This window comes from Bradyrhizobium sp. SZCCHNR1043, assembly GCF_032489675.1.
Lineage (GTDB): Bacteria > Pseudomonadota > Alphaproteobacteria > Rhizobiales > Xanthobacteraceae > Bradyrhizobium.
This window is the reverse complement of the sequence record NZ_JAUEYN010000013.1, coordinates 50,073-65,176: the sequence shown is the minus strand read 5'-3', so window position 1 is coordinate 65,176 and position 15,104 is coordinate 50,073. Positions and strand designations below refer to the sequence as shown.

At 57.9% G+C, this 15,104-nt stretch carries 7 protein-coding genes; 1 reads left to right on the top strand and 6 read right to left on the bottom strand.

The window, feature by feature from the left end; all coding sequences use genetic code 11:
• Positions 1 to 157: 157 nt before the first annotated feature.
• The 6 genes from QX039_RS22790 to QX039_RS22765 all read right to left on the bottom strand — a co-directional run bounded on the left by QX039_RS22790 (position 158) and on the right by QX039_RS22765 (position 12,706).
• On the bottom strand, positions 158 to 4,351 hold the full coding sequence (locus tag QX039_RS22790) for a thioester reductase domain-containing protein (protein WP_315773552.1): 4,194 nt from the start codon (positions 4,349 to 4,351) through the stop codon (positions 158 to 160).
• Positions 4,348 to 9,375, bottom strand: a complete 5,028-nt coding sequence (locus QX039_RS22785; protein WP_315773550.1) for a MupA/Atu3671 family FMN-dependent luciferase-like monooxygenase — start codon at positions 9,373 to 9,375, stop codon at positions 4,348 to 4,350. The genes QX039_RS22790 and QX039_RS22785 overlap by 4 nt, the downstream gene beginning before the upstream one ends.
• A gap of 7 nt (positions 9,376 to 9,382) precedes the next feature.
• Positions 9,383 to 10,423, bottom strand: a complete 1,041-nt coding sequence (locus tag QX039_RS22780) for a DUF5829 family protein (protein ID WP_316219528.1) — start codon at positions 10,421 to 10,423, stop codon at positions 9,383 to 9,385.
• Complete coding sequence (locus tag QX039_RS22775; protein WP_315773546.1) at positions 10,389 to 11,513, bottom strand: acyltransferase; 1,125 nt, start codon at positions 11,511 to 11,513, stop codon at positions 10,389 to 10,391. Before QX039_RS22775 ends, QX039_RS22780 begins: the two co-directional genes overlap by 35 nt.
• A gap of 156 nt (positions 11,514 to 11,669) precedes the next feature.
• Entirely contained in the window at positions 11,670 to 12,269 is a 600-nt protein-coding gene (locus QX039_RS22770; RefSeq protein WP_315773544.1) for an IS66 family transposase, read from the bottom strand.
• 119 nt (positions 12,270 to 12,388) lie between these two features.
• Positions 12,389 to 12,706 carry an IS66 family transposase gene (locus QX039_RS22765; protein ID WP_315773542.1) on the bottom strand — a complete coding sequence of 106 codons (318 nt, stop codon included), beginning with the start codon at positions 12,704 to 12,706 and terminating at the stop codon, positions 12,389 to 12,391.
• Positions 12,707 to 13,304: 598 nt separating this feature from the next.
• Here QX039_RS22765 and QX039_RS22760 point away from each other — a divergent pair.
• Positions 13,305 to 14,042 (top strand): class I SAM-dependent methyltransferase, encoded by a 738-nt coding sequence (locus tag QX039_RS22760; RefSeq protein ID WP_315773540.1) that lies wholly within the window; start codon positions 13,305 to 13,307, stop codon positions 14,040 to 14,042.
• Positions 14,043 to 15,104: the final 1,062 nt, after the last annotated feature.

The window sequence follows — 15,104 nt, the reverse complement described above, 5'->3', positions numbered from 1 at the left end:
GCGTGGAAAGACCGACTGCAATTGCCCTCAGCTTAGCCGACAGCCCTGTGAGGATCAATTGGGCCAATAGATGACTCGTACGCGACGAACGTCGATTTCCCAAAAGAATCTGGACTCCCCCTCGGATTGCATCATTCAAACACCGCCGGTCTGACGCCTATTTCGCAGGAACGAGGAACGGCGAATGTGAGGCTGGCTTCAGCGTTGGTGTAGGCAACAAGCCACTTTCGGCGAGACGTCCGTACATTCTCGCAAAGTAGCTGCGGTCGAGTACCGGATATGGTTGCCCGAGTCGTTCGCGGAAGCGTTTGGAATTATCGACACCGAACCGCGGCCAATCGCGATTGTCGACTTTCACGTTGTCGATCATATCTGTCAGAGGCAGGAGAACATTGTCGCTCCCCGATTCAACCTTTCGGACGAAGGCCGCGTGCCACTCGTCCCACGAAACGAGCGGCGCTTCATACCCGAACTCATCAAAATGGCCGAACATATCTTCCCATTCTAGCACTTCGGGATGGACAAGATGAAATGTACGGCCAATCGCATCTTCTTGCAGCGAGAACATCACCAGCATCCGAGCGACATCGTCTACGGTGCCGACTGGATAAGCTGCGCGCCGGCGCGGGGCTAAGCCGAGATCGATGCACCCCTGGACAAACTTGGTGAAGAAGTCCTCCGGATTGCAAATCCCGGTATGCTGATGGCAAAGAACGTTGCCTGGCCGATAGACCACGACAGGTACGCCCCGTTCAGCGGCAAGACGACAGAGGCCTTCGGCAACCCATTTGCTCTCTGTGTAGGACGATGAATGTCCGACCGGAGGTGGAAGCGGATCTTCTTCGGCAACGAACGTTGCGCCGGTTGCAAAGGCTCCCACGTTGACGAACAGCGTCGAAACGTAGTGGACGGTCTTGAGACGATGGCGAGTCGCCAAGCGCAAAACCTCTTCAGTTCCGAGGACGTTTGCGGTCTTTAAGACCGAATACGGCCGAACGAAGTTCACGCGTGCTCCGCAGTGATATATTGCATCGAGACGACCAGCCAGAACCTCGTAGTCGGCGGCTGGCACGCCTAGCCTGGGCTTCTCAAGGTCGCCTGGAACGACAACGAGCCGACCAGGCTTCGGAACTGGCAATCGGTTAGTTCGTAAGGTCTCCAGCAATCGTTGTTCCCCTTCCACCGGATCCACAGCCCTGACCAAGCAATAGACGGTCGCTTCCGTCTGCTGAAGAAGTTCAGACAATAGGAACGCACCGAGAAATCCAGTGGCGCCGGTAAGCAATACTGCTGATGCTTCTCCCGGCCGGGCCGCAGGAAGGCCGGATGCTCGAATTGCCGGATCCAGAACCACTTCCGCAGAAAGATCGACGGCGGATCGAATTCCTGCTGCGTCAATCAGTGCGGCCAATTTGCGGATGGTTGGCGAACCGAAGAAATCCGTTATCTTGATGGGTGCGTCGCTTAGTGCGCGAAGATGTGGCAGCATTTGTGCCGCAAGAAGCGAATGGCCGCCGACTGACTCGAAATTATCATCAAGACCGATCTGGTTGCACCCTAAATGGCTCTGCCAAATCCCCGCGACGGCTCGCTCGCGTTCGGACATAACTACGTCCGCGATATTGTCCGACACATCGATCGGACCGACTTCCGGAGAGAATGTTCCTTCTGCGGCATAACCTGGCTCTTCGCCACTCGATCCGGGGCCGATAGCTTTGCCACGGTTGACCCAATAGCGCTTGCGCTGGAAAGGATAGGTCGGCAGCGATTCTCGCTGTGGAGTGCCAGCACAGGTCAGGGATTTCAAGTCGATGGTTACGCCAGACTGCCACAATCGGCCGGCTGCCCCTAGCAAGCTTTCGAAGTCGGTACGCGGATCATTAGGGTGCCGCAATGATGGTATGGCATTCGGGCGTGATTCCGCATGCTGTGCCCCGGCAAGTGTGCAGAGCGTATTGCCTGGTCCAACCTCGAGCAAAACCGTGCCCAGCTGAGAAAGGGCCGTGCGAACCATGGATTCGAATTGAACGGGTGATCGAAGCTGTCGGGCCCAATAGCCAGGATCCGTTGCTTCTTCGGGTCTGATCCAATTCCCGGTAAGGCAGGAGAGATAGGGAATTGTCGGCGGTGAAAGGTGGTATTCAGCCACGGTCCTTGTGAAATCGTCGAGATAGGGATCAACCAAATAGGAGTGGCTTGCCATTCGCACGGGCAAGACGCGGCACGTGACCCCGCGCAGCGCCAACTTCTCGCTGAGCGCTTCGAGATCGCCGTTGAGCCCAGAGACCAGGCACAGTTCAGGGGCGTTTACCGCTCCTAAGGATAGCTTATCGCCAAGGAACGGCTTGATCTCAGATGCGGAAAGAGGCACGCCCATCATACGGCCTTCCGGAATGAGATCGAAAAGGCGCCCCCTCCTCACGCTCAAGCCTAACGCATCGGGTAGCGACAAAACTCCCGCCATGCATGCGGCAACATACTCGCCGAGGCTATGACCGAGCATGGCGTCGGGCTTGACGCCCCAAGACTGCCAAAGCATAGCGAGGGCGTATTCGACGGTGAAGATCGCCGACAGCACGTGCGGCACTGATTCCCGATCCACCTCGACGCCTGGATAGCGAGATGGAAACAGATAGTGACGAACGTCCATACCAAGACGCTGCGACACAATAGCGGCGCATAGATCAACCTGTTTCCGAAATTCAGATTCACTCTCATAAATGTCGAGTGTCATGTCGGGATACTGGGTGCCTACCCCGGGAAACATGAATACGATCCGAGGCTTTGACCCATCGGAAGTGACCGCCTGTGCTGGCTCACGCAAGGCGTGCGCTGCGCTGGCGGCGTCTGCGGCCACGACGAAGCGTCGCGATTGCAGTTTCGACCTCCCCTCTGAGAGGGTGAAGGCTACGCTCGCAAGGTTCTGATCGAGGTGTTCATCGATGTGGTTGGCGAGACGTCCCGCCACCGCATCGACTGCCTTTCTATTGTGTCCGGACAACACGAGCAATTCGTGCGTTCGGTGCCGCGGGCTAACAGCGGCTCTTGGCGGTGCTTCTTCGAGAATGACATGGGCATTAGTGCCGCCCACCGCAAACGCACTGACGGCAGCTCGGCGCGGCCCGTCGACAGATTTCCATTCCTGGGGTTCTGTTGGCACATAGAAGGGCGATGTATCGAGCTTGAGTTCGCGATTCGGCTCTACAAAATTCGCCTGTGGCGGGATACATTTTCGTTCGAGCGCCAACACCGCCCGGATTAGTCCAGCCGCCCCGGCCGCGGCATCGAGGTGCCCGATATTGGCCTTTAACGAACCCAGAGCGCAGAAATTCCGGCGTTTCGTGCGGAGACGAAAGGCATCCGTCAATGCCGACACCTCGATGGGATCTCCAAGACGCGTACCGGTACCATGCGCCTCCACGTATCCGATTGTGTCTGGATTTACCGCGGCCATCGTGTGTGCCGCGATGATAGCCCGCATCTGCCCTTCTGGGTTAGGTGCTGCGAAGCTGACCTTATTACGTCCGTCATTGTTGATTGCCGCAGCTCGGATTACCGCTCGGACGTTGTCGCCATCGGCGATGGCGTCGCTCAGCCGTTTCAATGCGACAATTGCGCACCCCTCACCCGGAACCGCTCCGTTGGCAGCAGCATCAAATGGACGGCAACGGCCATCCGGCGAGAACATCGCTCCTTCCGGCGCCAAGTAACCGGCGCTTAACGGCACTCGTATTGTAACGCCCCCTGCCAGCGCGATATCACAATCGTGCGAAAGCAGCGCCTGACATGCCAAATGCGTCGCGACCAGCGATGTCGAGCAAGCCGTCTGGACGGTGATGGCCGGACCTCGAAGATTGAGCTGATAGGCCACCTGTCCCGTGATGAAGTCCTTGTCATTGTAACGCCATGCGTAATGGACCAGGGGCGACCGTGCGAATTCCTCGTTAGTATAAAGATTAAAGATATAGCGGTTCATATAGCAGCCGCCATAGACGCCGATCATTCCTTCGAATCGGTGAGGGTCATAACCAGAGTCCTCGAGCGCCTCCCAAGCGCATTCCAGGAACATCCGATGTTGCGGATCAAGCATCGTCGCCTCGCTCCGGCTAATGCCAAAGAACTCCGCGTCGAATTGATCGGCATCGGTAAGCACCGCCGCGGCTGGAACATAGGCCGGATCACCATAAAGCTGGCGTAGAACTCCAGCACCATCCAATTGGGCCGGGTTGAACCATGTTACCGATTCAATCTTTCCGTAAATATTGTGCCAGAGCTCGTCGGTCGTCCGCGCTCCAGGGACACGCACTGTCATGCCGACGATTGCAATCGCCTCTATATCCTCGTAGTTCATGCTGACGCTCCTGTTGTACTGGTCCGCTTTCGTCGGCTGCGTGAAGCAGCAAGGCGGCGCTCCGCCGCTTCCGCAGCGCGCGACGCGGAGCTGTTATTGGCCTCTTGTGGTTCAGCGCGCGCCGCGAATGCGGTGGCGAGTGTCGCGACCGTCGGATGGCGGAAAAGATCCACGAGAGAGACATCCCCAACGCGGTCGATTAGCAGACTCCGAACTCCAACAATCAGTACGGAATTTCCACCAAGGCTAAAGAAATTGTCGTTCCGGCCGACTCTATCGATCTCCAGAACCTCTCGCCAAATCGCCGCGATCTTCTCTTCGAGATCGCCGAGCGGCGCCATATCCCCCTCGTTAGCATTGTGATTCACGACTGGATCTGGGAGTGCCTGCCGACTAATCTTTCCGTTGGGCGTCTGCGGCAGGGCGTCAATCCAGACAAAGTCCGAGGGGACCATGTACTCCGGTAAGGTGCGTGAACAGAACGTACGCAGTTCAGCAACAGTTGGTGGCGCATGCCCGGCAACAATCTCGCCGTAGGCAACAAGTCGCCGTCCATCGCCATCTCCACGCACGTCACAAACGACACGTTTGACGGCTTCGTGCGCACCGATCGCAGCCTCGATTTCGCCCAGCTCGATGCGTCGGCCTCGTAGCTTGACTTGGTGGTCAACTCTTCCGAGGAACTCCAGGTCCCCGGATGGACGCCATCGGACCAAGTCCCCGGTGTGATAGAGTCGCGCATGACCGTCGCCTGAGAATTGGTCTGCCGTAAACCGTTCGCTGGTTAGTTCAGGCCGATCATGATAACCGTCAGCGACGGCTCCGCCTGCGATCATCAATTGACCCGCTACGCCGATAGGAACTGGCCGCATCGCGGCATCAACGACATAGGTACGATAGCCCGGCAGCGGTCGCCCGATCTTTGGCGCCTGATCGGGCGACACAGCGCAAGAAGTTGCCCACACGGTAGCCTCAGTCGGCCCATACATGTTGTGAACCGTGCCACCAACGGCGTTGGCAAGGGCAGAAGCCAAATCCGGCGGCAGTGCTTCGCCGCCGACGAGGAGTCGGTGCAGATGTTGCATCTGATCGCCCGATCCACGCTCCGCTAATAGCATGCTGGCAAGGGTAGGCGTGCACTGGATATGACTGACATCATGACGTCGCATATCGTCGATAACGCTGCTGCCACCTTGGTACGTCGTCTCGTCTGCCCCCCGCTTGGTCAAGTACAATTCTCTAGCTGAGGCTAGGTGCGGCAACGCCTCTAGGACGAGTCTGTCGTCGATGCCGAAATCGATGAGGCACCCAACTTCGTCGACACCGATCTCAGACAGCTTTGCCACGGTCGTCGCGACGTCGCCGATCGAGCCGAGGAGTCCATATTCCGCGAAGAATCGCTCGAACCCAAGGTCAAGCAAGCCCTCCAGTTCTTGCTCTGGGAGATCTCGAATATTGACCCCGCGGGCGACGCCTAAGCCCGCCATAAGATCGTATGAAGAGCGGATGTAATCTTTGAGGGGTTGGCGCACCAAGTCTTTCACTACGTGCACGTCATTGCCCACGAAGGTGTGTACCATCAGGGTGACATGTCCCCGCCCCGGCCGGCCGCTCCGGTTCCATGCATCTCGATAGATTGTAATTTTCTCAGCAAGCTCGTCGAGACTCTGACCGATTAAGTGGGTGAGAACACCAGCGCCGGCTTCACCTGCCGCGACAAACGTTTCTGGATGACGCGAACTCGTCAACCAGATTGGCAATTCCTCCTGAACCGGTCGCGGATATACAGAAACGTCGATCTCCTTACCAACACCGTTCCGCCGACGTACCGTGTCGCCTTTCCATAACTTTCGAACCTCTCCAATACCCCGAAGCATCTCCTGCTTTCGGCCTTCGTACCGATCGCTAGCGAGTACGAAATCATCGGGCTGCCAGCCCGACGCAAACGCTATTCCAATGCGGCCGCCGGATAGATTGTCCACGAGCGCCCATTCTTCGGCGACCCGTAAGGGATCGTGGAGAGGTAGCACGACACTTCCCGCGCGAATGCTGATCCGTTGAGTTGTGGCTGCCAGCGCTGCCGAAAGGACGGACGGATTCGGATAAAGTCCACCGAAGGCGTGGAAATGCCGTTCTGGAGTCCAGATGGCGGTGAAGCCATTTTGGTCGGCGAATTTAGCGGCGTCGAACAACAGGCGATATCGCTCGGCTTTCCTATCACTGTCAGACGCGGCGTTACCGAAAAAGAAAAGGCTGAATTCCATCGGCCGCTCCGACGCCGAAGCCGGACGTGCAGGCAACGGTGGCGAGGAGGTCGCATTTTGGAGCCTCTGATCGGCTCTGATCACCACTCGAAAGCCCTTCGTCAATGTCCAAAATATCTCCAGTACCGAGATGTCAAAAGAGATACTTGTAACCGCGAGCCAAGTGCCTGGCGCGTCGGCGCCGAATTGGGCATCCATTGCGGTGAGGAATGTCGCGAGGTTTCCATGCGTGACGCGAACGCCTTTTGGTCGTCCTGTCGAACCGGAGGTGTAGATCAGATAGGCGAGGCGGGCCGAATCGGTGTTGACGGGCGCCAGCTGGACGCCTGAGTTCATGACCGTATCGACTGGCACAACGTGGGCTCCTAAGGAACGAGCCGCAGACAGCATTGATATCGTCGAAACGACGATCGCGGCTCCTGAATCCGAAACCATAAAAGACAAGCGGTCGCTCGGATATTCAGGATCGAGGGGCAGGTACGCCGCGCCAGCCTTTAGAATTCCGAGCAACGCTACGACTGTTTGAACGGAGCGTCCCATGTAAACGCCGACCACGGAGTCAGGACCAACACCGAGAGACTGCAGGTGTACTGCCAAGGCGTTCGCGGCCTCATCGAGTTCTCGATATGACATCGTACGCACGGCATCAACAACGGCCGAGGCACTTGGACTGCGCTTGACTTGAGCCGAAATGCGTTCGTGAACGAGATGGCGATTTTCCACCTCAACTGGTCCGCAAGCCCATTCTTTGAGGATAAGGTCACGCTCGGGCGTCGGTAGAATCTCCAGAAGTGCAAGATCGGCTTCTGGGCGGCTAACGCCTTCGGTGATCATGGTTACGAAGTGCCCGACGATACGGTTTGCCGTTGCTTCGTCGAATAGAGCCGTCGAATAGGCCAATCGAACAATGAGTGATGAGCCATTGTGGATGGCATTCAGTGAGAGATCACCATGGGCTGCCCCGCTCAGACCCATAGGTCGAAGTCCGTCGCTCGTCGCTTCGTCCTCTGTTAGATCCGCCTGGTCCTGCAGAAATGCGAAGAACGCCTGACAAATCGCGCCGTGCGCGGCGTCGGATTCTGGCCGCAAAACCTCGACCAGGTCCGCGAACGGCATTCGGTGTTCTGCATCACGGGCCACCTCTGTCGTCAAGCGATCGACTAACTCGGAAAAGCAGCGCGATGTTGAGACCACAGGCCGCACCACGACGACATCCGTGAAGACGCCCCCGTTCGATTGAGTCAAAGCGCCCTTCTTCCGTGGGAATGACGTGCCAATGGCGATATCCGTATCGCGATTATATCGCTGTAGAACTAAGGCGAACGCCGCCAGTAAAATCGTCTGCACGGACGCATTTTGCTTCCTGCCAAGCGCGGTAACGCTAGCCTCCAATTCAGGAGGAAGGCTGTTCATGATGCTCGCGTATCCAGTTTTCATTTTTGGCGCGCGATGCCGGTCTTCCGGCAGGTGGATGCAAGGGGCGAGATCTGCCAGGCGTTCGCGCCAGTAGGTAATCAGTCGGCTCCGTTCTGGTTCAAATGCGTGCGGGATATTCCACTCCGCAGAAACGAAGATCTCTAGTCTGCCGGCTGGCGCTTTCCAGCCCTGCACGCCGGTCTGCACGAAGGCACCGGATGGTGAGCGCAGCCAAATATGGCCAATCACTCCAGGTTCGACTGGATCACCGGATTTGTCGGCAACAACTAATAATGCATCGTCTTTAGTTTCGTGAATCGCGACCAACGGGTCGCTGTCCGCCGGGCTGACCGGCAGAAATAGCTCCGGTGATTGTCCGAATCCCGTGAGCGCTACAAGCGTGCTGTGGCTTGCGGCGTGAGCAGCAATTGCAGCAGAATGCGCAGGGTTCAGCCCTGTTCCATGGATTATTAGCCCGTCGGTGGCTCTCAGTAGATCGGGTATTGCGGCCAACAGGGCATCCGCCGTAGGCGCTGTCAAAAAGATGGACATGCTTCCATGCTCATCCGTCTCCGAAGGCAGCGTCTTGACGAGTGTCGCTAACGAATCGGTCGCGGCCGGCATTAAATGGGTAACAGAGCTCAAAAGTAATCCGGCCCAGAGCTCCGGCAGGAACTCTTTTGAGTGAGTATCCGAGAACAGCGCAATTCGCGTTGGATGGAAGCGCCGTTGCTTCAAACCGTCCACAAAGGTCACAATTGGATGCTGGGCAACGATCGCCTTGCTTGATCCGACCGCCAGCGGCTTGTCGGACTTTGGTGGCGCTGGTTCGATGAAATGGGCACCATTCAATCGCTCGATGCCGTCCCAATCGTCTACGCAGATGGCCAGCGAAGATGGAAAATTCGCCAGTAGGGTGCGTTCTGTAAGAACGATCTTACCGGATGTCGCCGCAATAAGGTCGAGCCGCCACATCGACGGCGACAAAACTGAGCTGCTCCGCCCCGACAAGGCTGCGGCGATGATCGCAACCACGAGATGAGAGCCTCTGCCAGCGACAATGGCAATTTCCTGTCCGTTCTGGGCAAGCGCCAAAACTCGATCAGCAATTGCGCTGGCTCGCTCGTTCAGCTCGCGGCTCGTAAGGGCGATGTCTCCGCATCGGAGTGCGATCGCTTCCGGGTGCTCCTCGATGCGTCTCAACCACAAGGATGCTAGTGTCGGCCCAGGCGACCCATCCCACGACGCCGAGAACGGCTGCGGCAACTCTGATCTTCCATCATGCGAGCGCGCTAGTCCGGCAATAGCGCAATCAGCTCCAGCCGGTTGCAGGTGGTCTGTCATGTCAGCCTCACAACGCCTTGCGGTGAGGAAGAAACGTCCACGAGGCCGAGCAATCGTCGGGGCCTGCAGGCGACAGCACGAGGAACGACTCGGAGCCGAAATCAAAGCGGCGGCCAGGGACGGGTCTGGCCATCTTTATCTTTAGCTCCACGGTTCCTTCTCGTGAGGACTCGTCCGCGAGAAAGATAAATTCGGCATCTATTCCACGCACTCGGATGCCGGATTCCACGGCTGACACCTCATATCCCAAGGTCGAGAGGATTGCTGCCACCCGTTCAATTCGACCGGGACGCAGTCGGACAGTCACCAGGGCAATGTCTTCCATAAGGTGGTCAGCCGTATGCAACCGGCCAAGGGCCGCGTTGAAACGTTCCGACCGATCCTGCCGGCCACCGGGACCGACCTTCGCACCGATTTCTGCCAAGAAGCCGGGTTGCATTTCATGCAGAAACAATGCGACCGGGCTGATCCCGCCCAGTTCGGGTCTGGTGAATTCATACCAAGGGCTTCGGTCACGACCACCATCGGCCCCTGGCGTAACCCGCTCAACAATTTCGCTGCTAAACGGAACCCCGGCCGAACGAAGTGCTCGATGAGCCCCTTTCATTTCGCCGGGGTGATCGAAGCTGAGTACAATGCCTGCACAGTATTCATTAAACGTATCGTTGCCACCGAATCTGTCTTGGAATATCTCGACAACAGTGTTTTTGCCGTAGGCTCGCGTCGCGGTGTAAGATGACAGAAGTGAGCTCTCCGAAGAGCGTGTTGCAAATCGACTAAACTGTTCACCGCGAAGGAATTCGCATTCGTTGATGAGTTTCAACGCTTCGGCGCCGACCGTCAGGAAGACGTGGTCCAAATGCGGAGGGGTTGCAAATGCCACGTCACGGCCGTCAATCTCATTGTTGCGATGTTGAGTCATTGCGTTGTTATCCATTCCTTCAAGAGGTCGTTGCTTCGCTTCGGATTTATTGCGAATCCGGCCTCTGTCGACCGGAGCACGCGTGACGTCGTCATGCGAGGTGGCACATGTGCGCTTCAAGTCCATCAAATGTTGGCACAAGGACAAAGCCAGTTGGCGCGGTTAGTGCGCAAAAGATTCGAACCGGCGGCCCGTTGCCAAGGTCAATTGTGTGAACTGGCATTCGCGCATAGTTTGTTGAGACAACGTCAGTTCGATTGTTGAATATATAGGTTTCTGGGGCGCTCAACTCGATTCGGTCGTTCCGGATATTGAGAGCCGACGACAAGTAATCCGGATTTCGCACGCTGTTCACAGCCACACGTATTCTTCTCGCCGTGTCACGCGCCGCTGATGGCGAGTCGATCACGTCTGCAACGGGCACGATTGACTCCAGAAACGCATTGCCAATGAACGTGCTATCTATATTTTGATGTACATTCCGCACGTTTACCGGCACGCGAAGACGGAGCGCCGTAGCGCCGCCCAGAAGTGTCGGGCCGTAACGGTGAAATAGAAATGCCGTCAGTGCTTCGTTGAGGGTCGGCACGAACTGATCCGTCGCAAGCTCGGCGCGTAGCGAATCCAAAAGCTCCCGGCCAAAAGCGATTACGCTGAATGCGCGCTTCACGCGGAATTCTTGTTGTTTAGATGCAATCTGCAAATCCGGCGTATTTGACTGGATTATCTGGTCTAGCTGTTGCTCGGGGGATAGACGAGACGGAGGCGCGGCTGCCAACTGTTCGAGCAAATATGACATAAAAAGATAGAACGAATAGCCATCGCCGACCGCGTGCGACATGCTCAATCCAATCACAGCTCCGCCGTTTACGGGGGTCAGAGTAGCGGTGAAAACCGGATCTCCTGGCGCCAGATCCAAGCCAGTCACGAAAAGTGGAAGGTGGTTCGCAGTATCTGAATCGGGATCCCAGATCACTGGCGATCGTACTATCAGGCGTTGCGGGCTCTGTAGCGGTAGCAGCTCGGACGATCCACGCTGCGACCGAGCGAGCGTGGTCGCAAATTGCGGAAATCGCTCGAACGCCCGAGCGAGTGCGAAGTTGAACCGCTCGATGTCGGGCACGTATCTGTAACTGAGCACACGAATGACCGACGGTGCCAGGCCGAACGACTGGTCATAAGCGGAGAGCGGGATCGGAGCCGATTGTCTGATCATCGCTGCCTTCCTCAATATGCAGTCGCTTCGATTGCGCGGCGACGTCGTGCCGAGTGAGCGCACGTTTGCCCGCAGGAAACGGTCGCCCGATTTGACGACAAGCGGCATTGCTCCATGAATTCATTTCGATCACAGGATGATTTGCGCGTGCAACTATCAACCTAGGTAGGTGCGGCGAAGAACATCCGAATTGACCTGCACGATACGAGATTTGTGACTAGCGGCTGAGCGGTTGCTCAAATTCGAGGCTTGACTGGTTCGATCAGGCGGCGGCCGATGTTTGGGCGGCCTTCCAGTTCCCGGGATGCAGGTCGGCGACCTTTCTGGCCGAATGCTAAGGCAGTTTGGCAAGCACGTCCGCCAGCCAAGCTTTGGCATCAACGTTATTGAGTTTGGCGGTCTGGGGCGGGGTGTGCATCGCGGCGGCACGGCGGCCGCCTTAGTCGAAGCTGGCGGAGGTCCAGTTCTTGTGGCCGACGGCAACGGCGCACAGCTCGCGTTCGGGAGCATTGTGGTCATGCTCCGCCGACGGTTATCGACGAAGCACGTGAACACCTCCCAGCGCTTGAGGCTGTAGTCGATCGCCTTGGCGGTCTCGCTCTTGCCGGGCGGCCCGGTGCGGCGTTCGCGCAGGAAAGCTTCAAGCTCTTCGACCAGCGAGCTGCTGCGCTCGTTGCGCAAGGCCTTGCGCTGGTGGGCCGGCAGGATGTTGATCTCGCCCTCGACAGCGAACAGCGCATCGATCTTCGCGATCACTTCGGTTGCGATCGGCGCGTGCTTTCAGCCGCGCGATCTCGAAGAACTTGCATCTTGCACGTGCCCAGCTGCCGACCTCGATGATCGGACCGGCTCGCGCGAGGCCTTGTAGAGGTCGTTCAAGCCGGCATAGGCATCCGCCTGCATTGGCCCGGCATAACCGGCAAGATGCCCTCGGGATGTGCGCCGGTGCGGCCGGGCGAGTAAAAGAACGACGCCGCTGGCGGCGCATGCCCGACGAAGGGGCGATCGTTGGGAACGTGGGTCCACACCCGGCCGCTGCGCGTCTTGCTCTTGGCTAGAACCGGCACCGTGGTGTCGTCGGCATGGATGCGCTCGCCCTTAAGCACATGCGCCTTGATCGCCTCGACCAGCGGCATCAATGTAGCAGCCGCCGCTCGGATCCAGTCGGCGAGCGTGGAGACGTCCAGCGCCACGCCCACCGTTCCATCTCGCGTGGGCGCGCGGGACTGCGCCTGCTGGCGTTCGAGGTCATCGGCACGGAATTGATGGGAGCCAGATCGGCTATATCGGCGAGGGCATCGAGCACAATGGCGACGGGCGTGACTAGCGCCGTTCTCCGTCGCAAGCGGATGCCAAACGGCATTCTGGATATGAACGCTGCTTCATATCAAGGAGAGGCGGAGCTGACTTTGGCGAGTTGAGCTTCGCAGGCCCGTCGGCACCACCAGCGTAGCAGCGCCAACCTGCGCAGCGTCTTCCCTCAGAGTTTTAGCCTGGTCAACCCACCTGACAAGGTTGCAAGGATACATATCGCCATCATTCGCCTGATCGGCCATCCGATACGGATAAACCCGGATTGGATGGAAACATGCTTAGCCCCCTTCGGGCACCCGGGCTGCCATGGCGGATCTACACTATCGGTAACAATTATCCCAGGCGGCTGACCGACGTCGTGACGCTGCTGGAGCATGAATTTGGCTGCTTCGTTCGAAGCGGCAATATTCGAAATCTGCCGTCACATGCAGAAACATTGTGTTGCAGAGGCGCGCTGTTTTTGCGAAGTCTCCATCTATGAGCCCGAATTACGAGTTTGTGTTTCGACGAGCACTTTCGCTAGCAGGCGTTGAACGTCCCCGCGTCTTGGATTACGGCTGCGGGCGCGGCGAGGTGGTGGTCTATGGACGAAAGGCGGGCTACGAGTTCTTCGGAGCGGACCTCGATGCGCCGGCCTCGGAACGTCCTGAGCACTTCCGAGCGCTCCGCAATGGACGCCTCGACTTCGATGAAGGGTTCTTCGACGTTGTGATATCCAACCAGGTCTTCGAGCATGTGCGAGACCCGGAGCTTGCGGTCTCCGAGATCGCGCGCGTACTAAAGCCCGGAGGGGCATTCCTGGCTTTGTTTCCTGACCGCACATCGTGGTTCGAGGGACACGTGGGACTTTACTTCGTACATCACATGCCCGACCTATTGGCACATCTCTACATGCGAGCCGCGCATCGGCTCGGCTTCGGCTATTATCGGGAAGGCAAGAGCAGCAAAGAGTGGGCCGACTTTATGCTGCGGCAGCTCAAGACTGACGTTTTCTACTACTCGCCGCGTGAGTTGCGAAGATGGTGGCGATCGGCCTTTGGGGCTGCGCCAGCCTCCGCTGAGGCGGACTTCATGCGATTCCGGATTCAGTCCGCAGGACGGCCCGGGCTGTCGTTGCTCGCTCGCCTGCCAGCTGCCGCGGAGATCCTCTCGTTCGTCTGCCGCAAGCGCGCCGGTATTGTCTGGGTAACCCGCAAGACGGACGTCCCAGCCTGATTGAACTCCGTCATATCAGGCGAGTTTGACGTGCTCGCTACTTCCAATCGAATCGCCTGGTGAAGTCGGGGACTGTGATCATTTTGCTGAGCTGACCGCTCTCGTCTCATCGCCGTTGGGCGGCGAAGCGCGCCGGACGGCAACGGCGTGGCAGCTTCCGTACCGGTGCAGCTAGTCGGCGGCGGCGCTCTCGGTCGAATCGCCCGAGGCCAGATTGCGAAGCCGGAGACCGATCGTAAGATCTGTAAGGCTCCGAGATCCTCGGCGAAAGGTAGAGACCACGCTCGCGGCAGCAGCGATCGTCGCGATCTTCATCAAGTCGGCCAGCTGGCGTCGTAAATGTCGGCAAGACCGCCAAACTTTCGCGCATGGTCCTGCATTGCGGGACAAAGCTCCTCAAATCTCCCGTTGGAGAGATCAATAAACGGCAATTTCAACCGTCTTGTTCAGGAAGGCTTCCAGGATCCCCTCCCTTTGCGGCCCGCGGACTGACCGGTGATCGATCTTGCAGCTCAATCGAGAGCTAACCGTCGAGCGACAGCCACAACGCTCGTGGTCGTGAATTCAGCCCTAGGAGCGGCCAGCATCGACCCGGCCAGCATAGAAAAAGGCAGCCTTCCAGAACCGCCCTCCTCGACTGTCGCACCGGCCGCGTTGTCTTACGACACTCCCTCCGCCCTTCGTACCGCGCATCTTCACGGGTTGAGCGATTTGCATATCTGCCGCGTGTGCTTCGCAGGTCGCGAGCGTCGCCGGCCGATCTTGAGCGCGTGGGATAGTTCGACCTCATCGCGTAGCCGGCTGGCCGGCCCCAATAGACGTCCAACAACTACTTTCGACAATTTTTGGTCGTAGGTTATAATGATGATCGCTTTGCGCGTATTCGACTCATGCAACCTCGGCGAGCTTTTGTCTTGCTCGTGCGGATGATCGTTCGTATGATTCGAATGTGATCGGATCGTGAGAAAAGTTCACTACCGGCATACATTCCTTCCCAACGCTCGCGAGACCCGGCCAGTGTTACAGCGACGTAGTTTTCTCGGGCTTCCGCTATTGGCGTTG

Bases quoted from the DNA above. Each gene is read 5' to 3' on its own strand.
- QX039_RS22780 (WP_316219528.1), bottom strand. From the start codon at position 10,423: ATGGACTTGAAGCGCACATGTGCCACCTCGCATGACGACGTCACGCGT.
- QX039_RS22760 (WP_315773540.1), top strand. From the start codon at position 13,305: ATGAGCCCGAATTACGAGTTTGTGTTTCGACGAGCACTTTCGCTAGCA.
- QX039_RS22790 (WP_315773552.1), bottom strand. From the start codon at position 4,351: ATGAACTACGAGGATATAGAGGCGATTGCAATCGTCGGCATGACAGTG.
- QX039_RS22785 (WP_315773550.1), bottom strand. From the start codon at position 9,375: ATGACAGACCACCTGCAACCGGCTGGAGCTGATTGCGCTATTGCCGGA.
- QX039_RS22775 (WP_315773546.1), bottom strand. From the start codon at position 11,513: ATGATCAGACAATCGGCTCCGATCCCGCTCTCCGCTTATGACCAGTCG.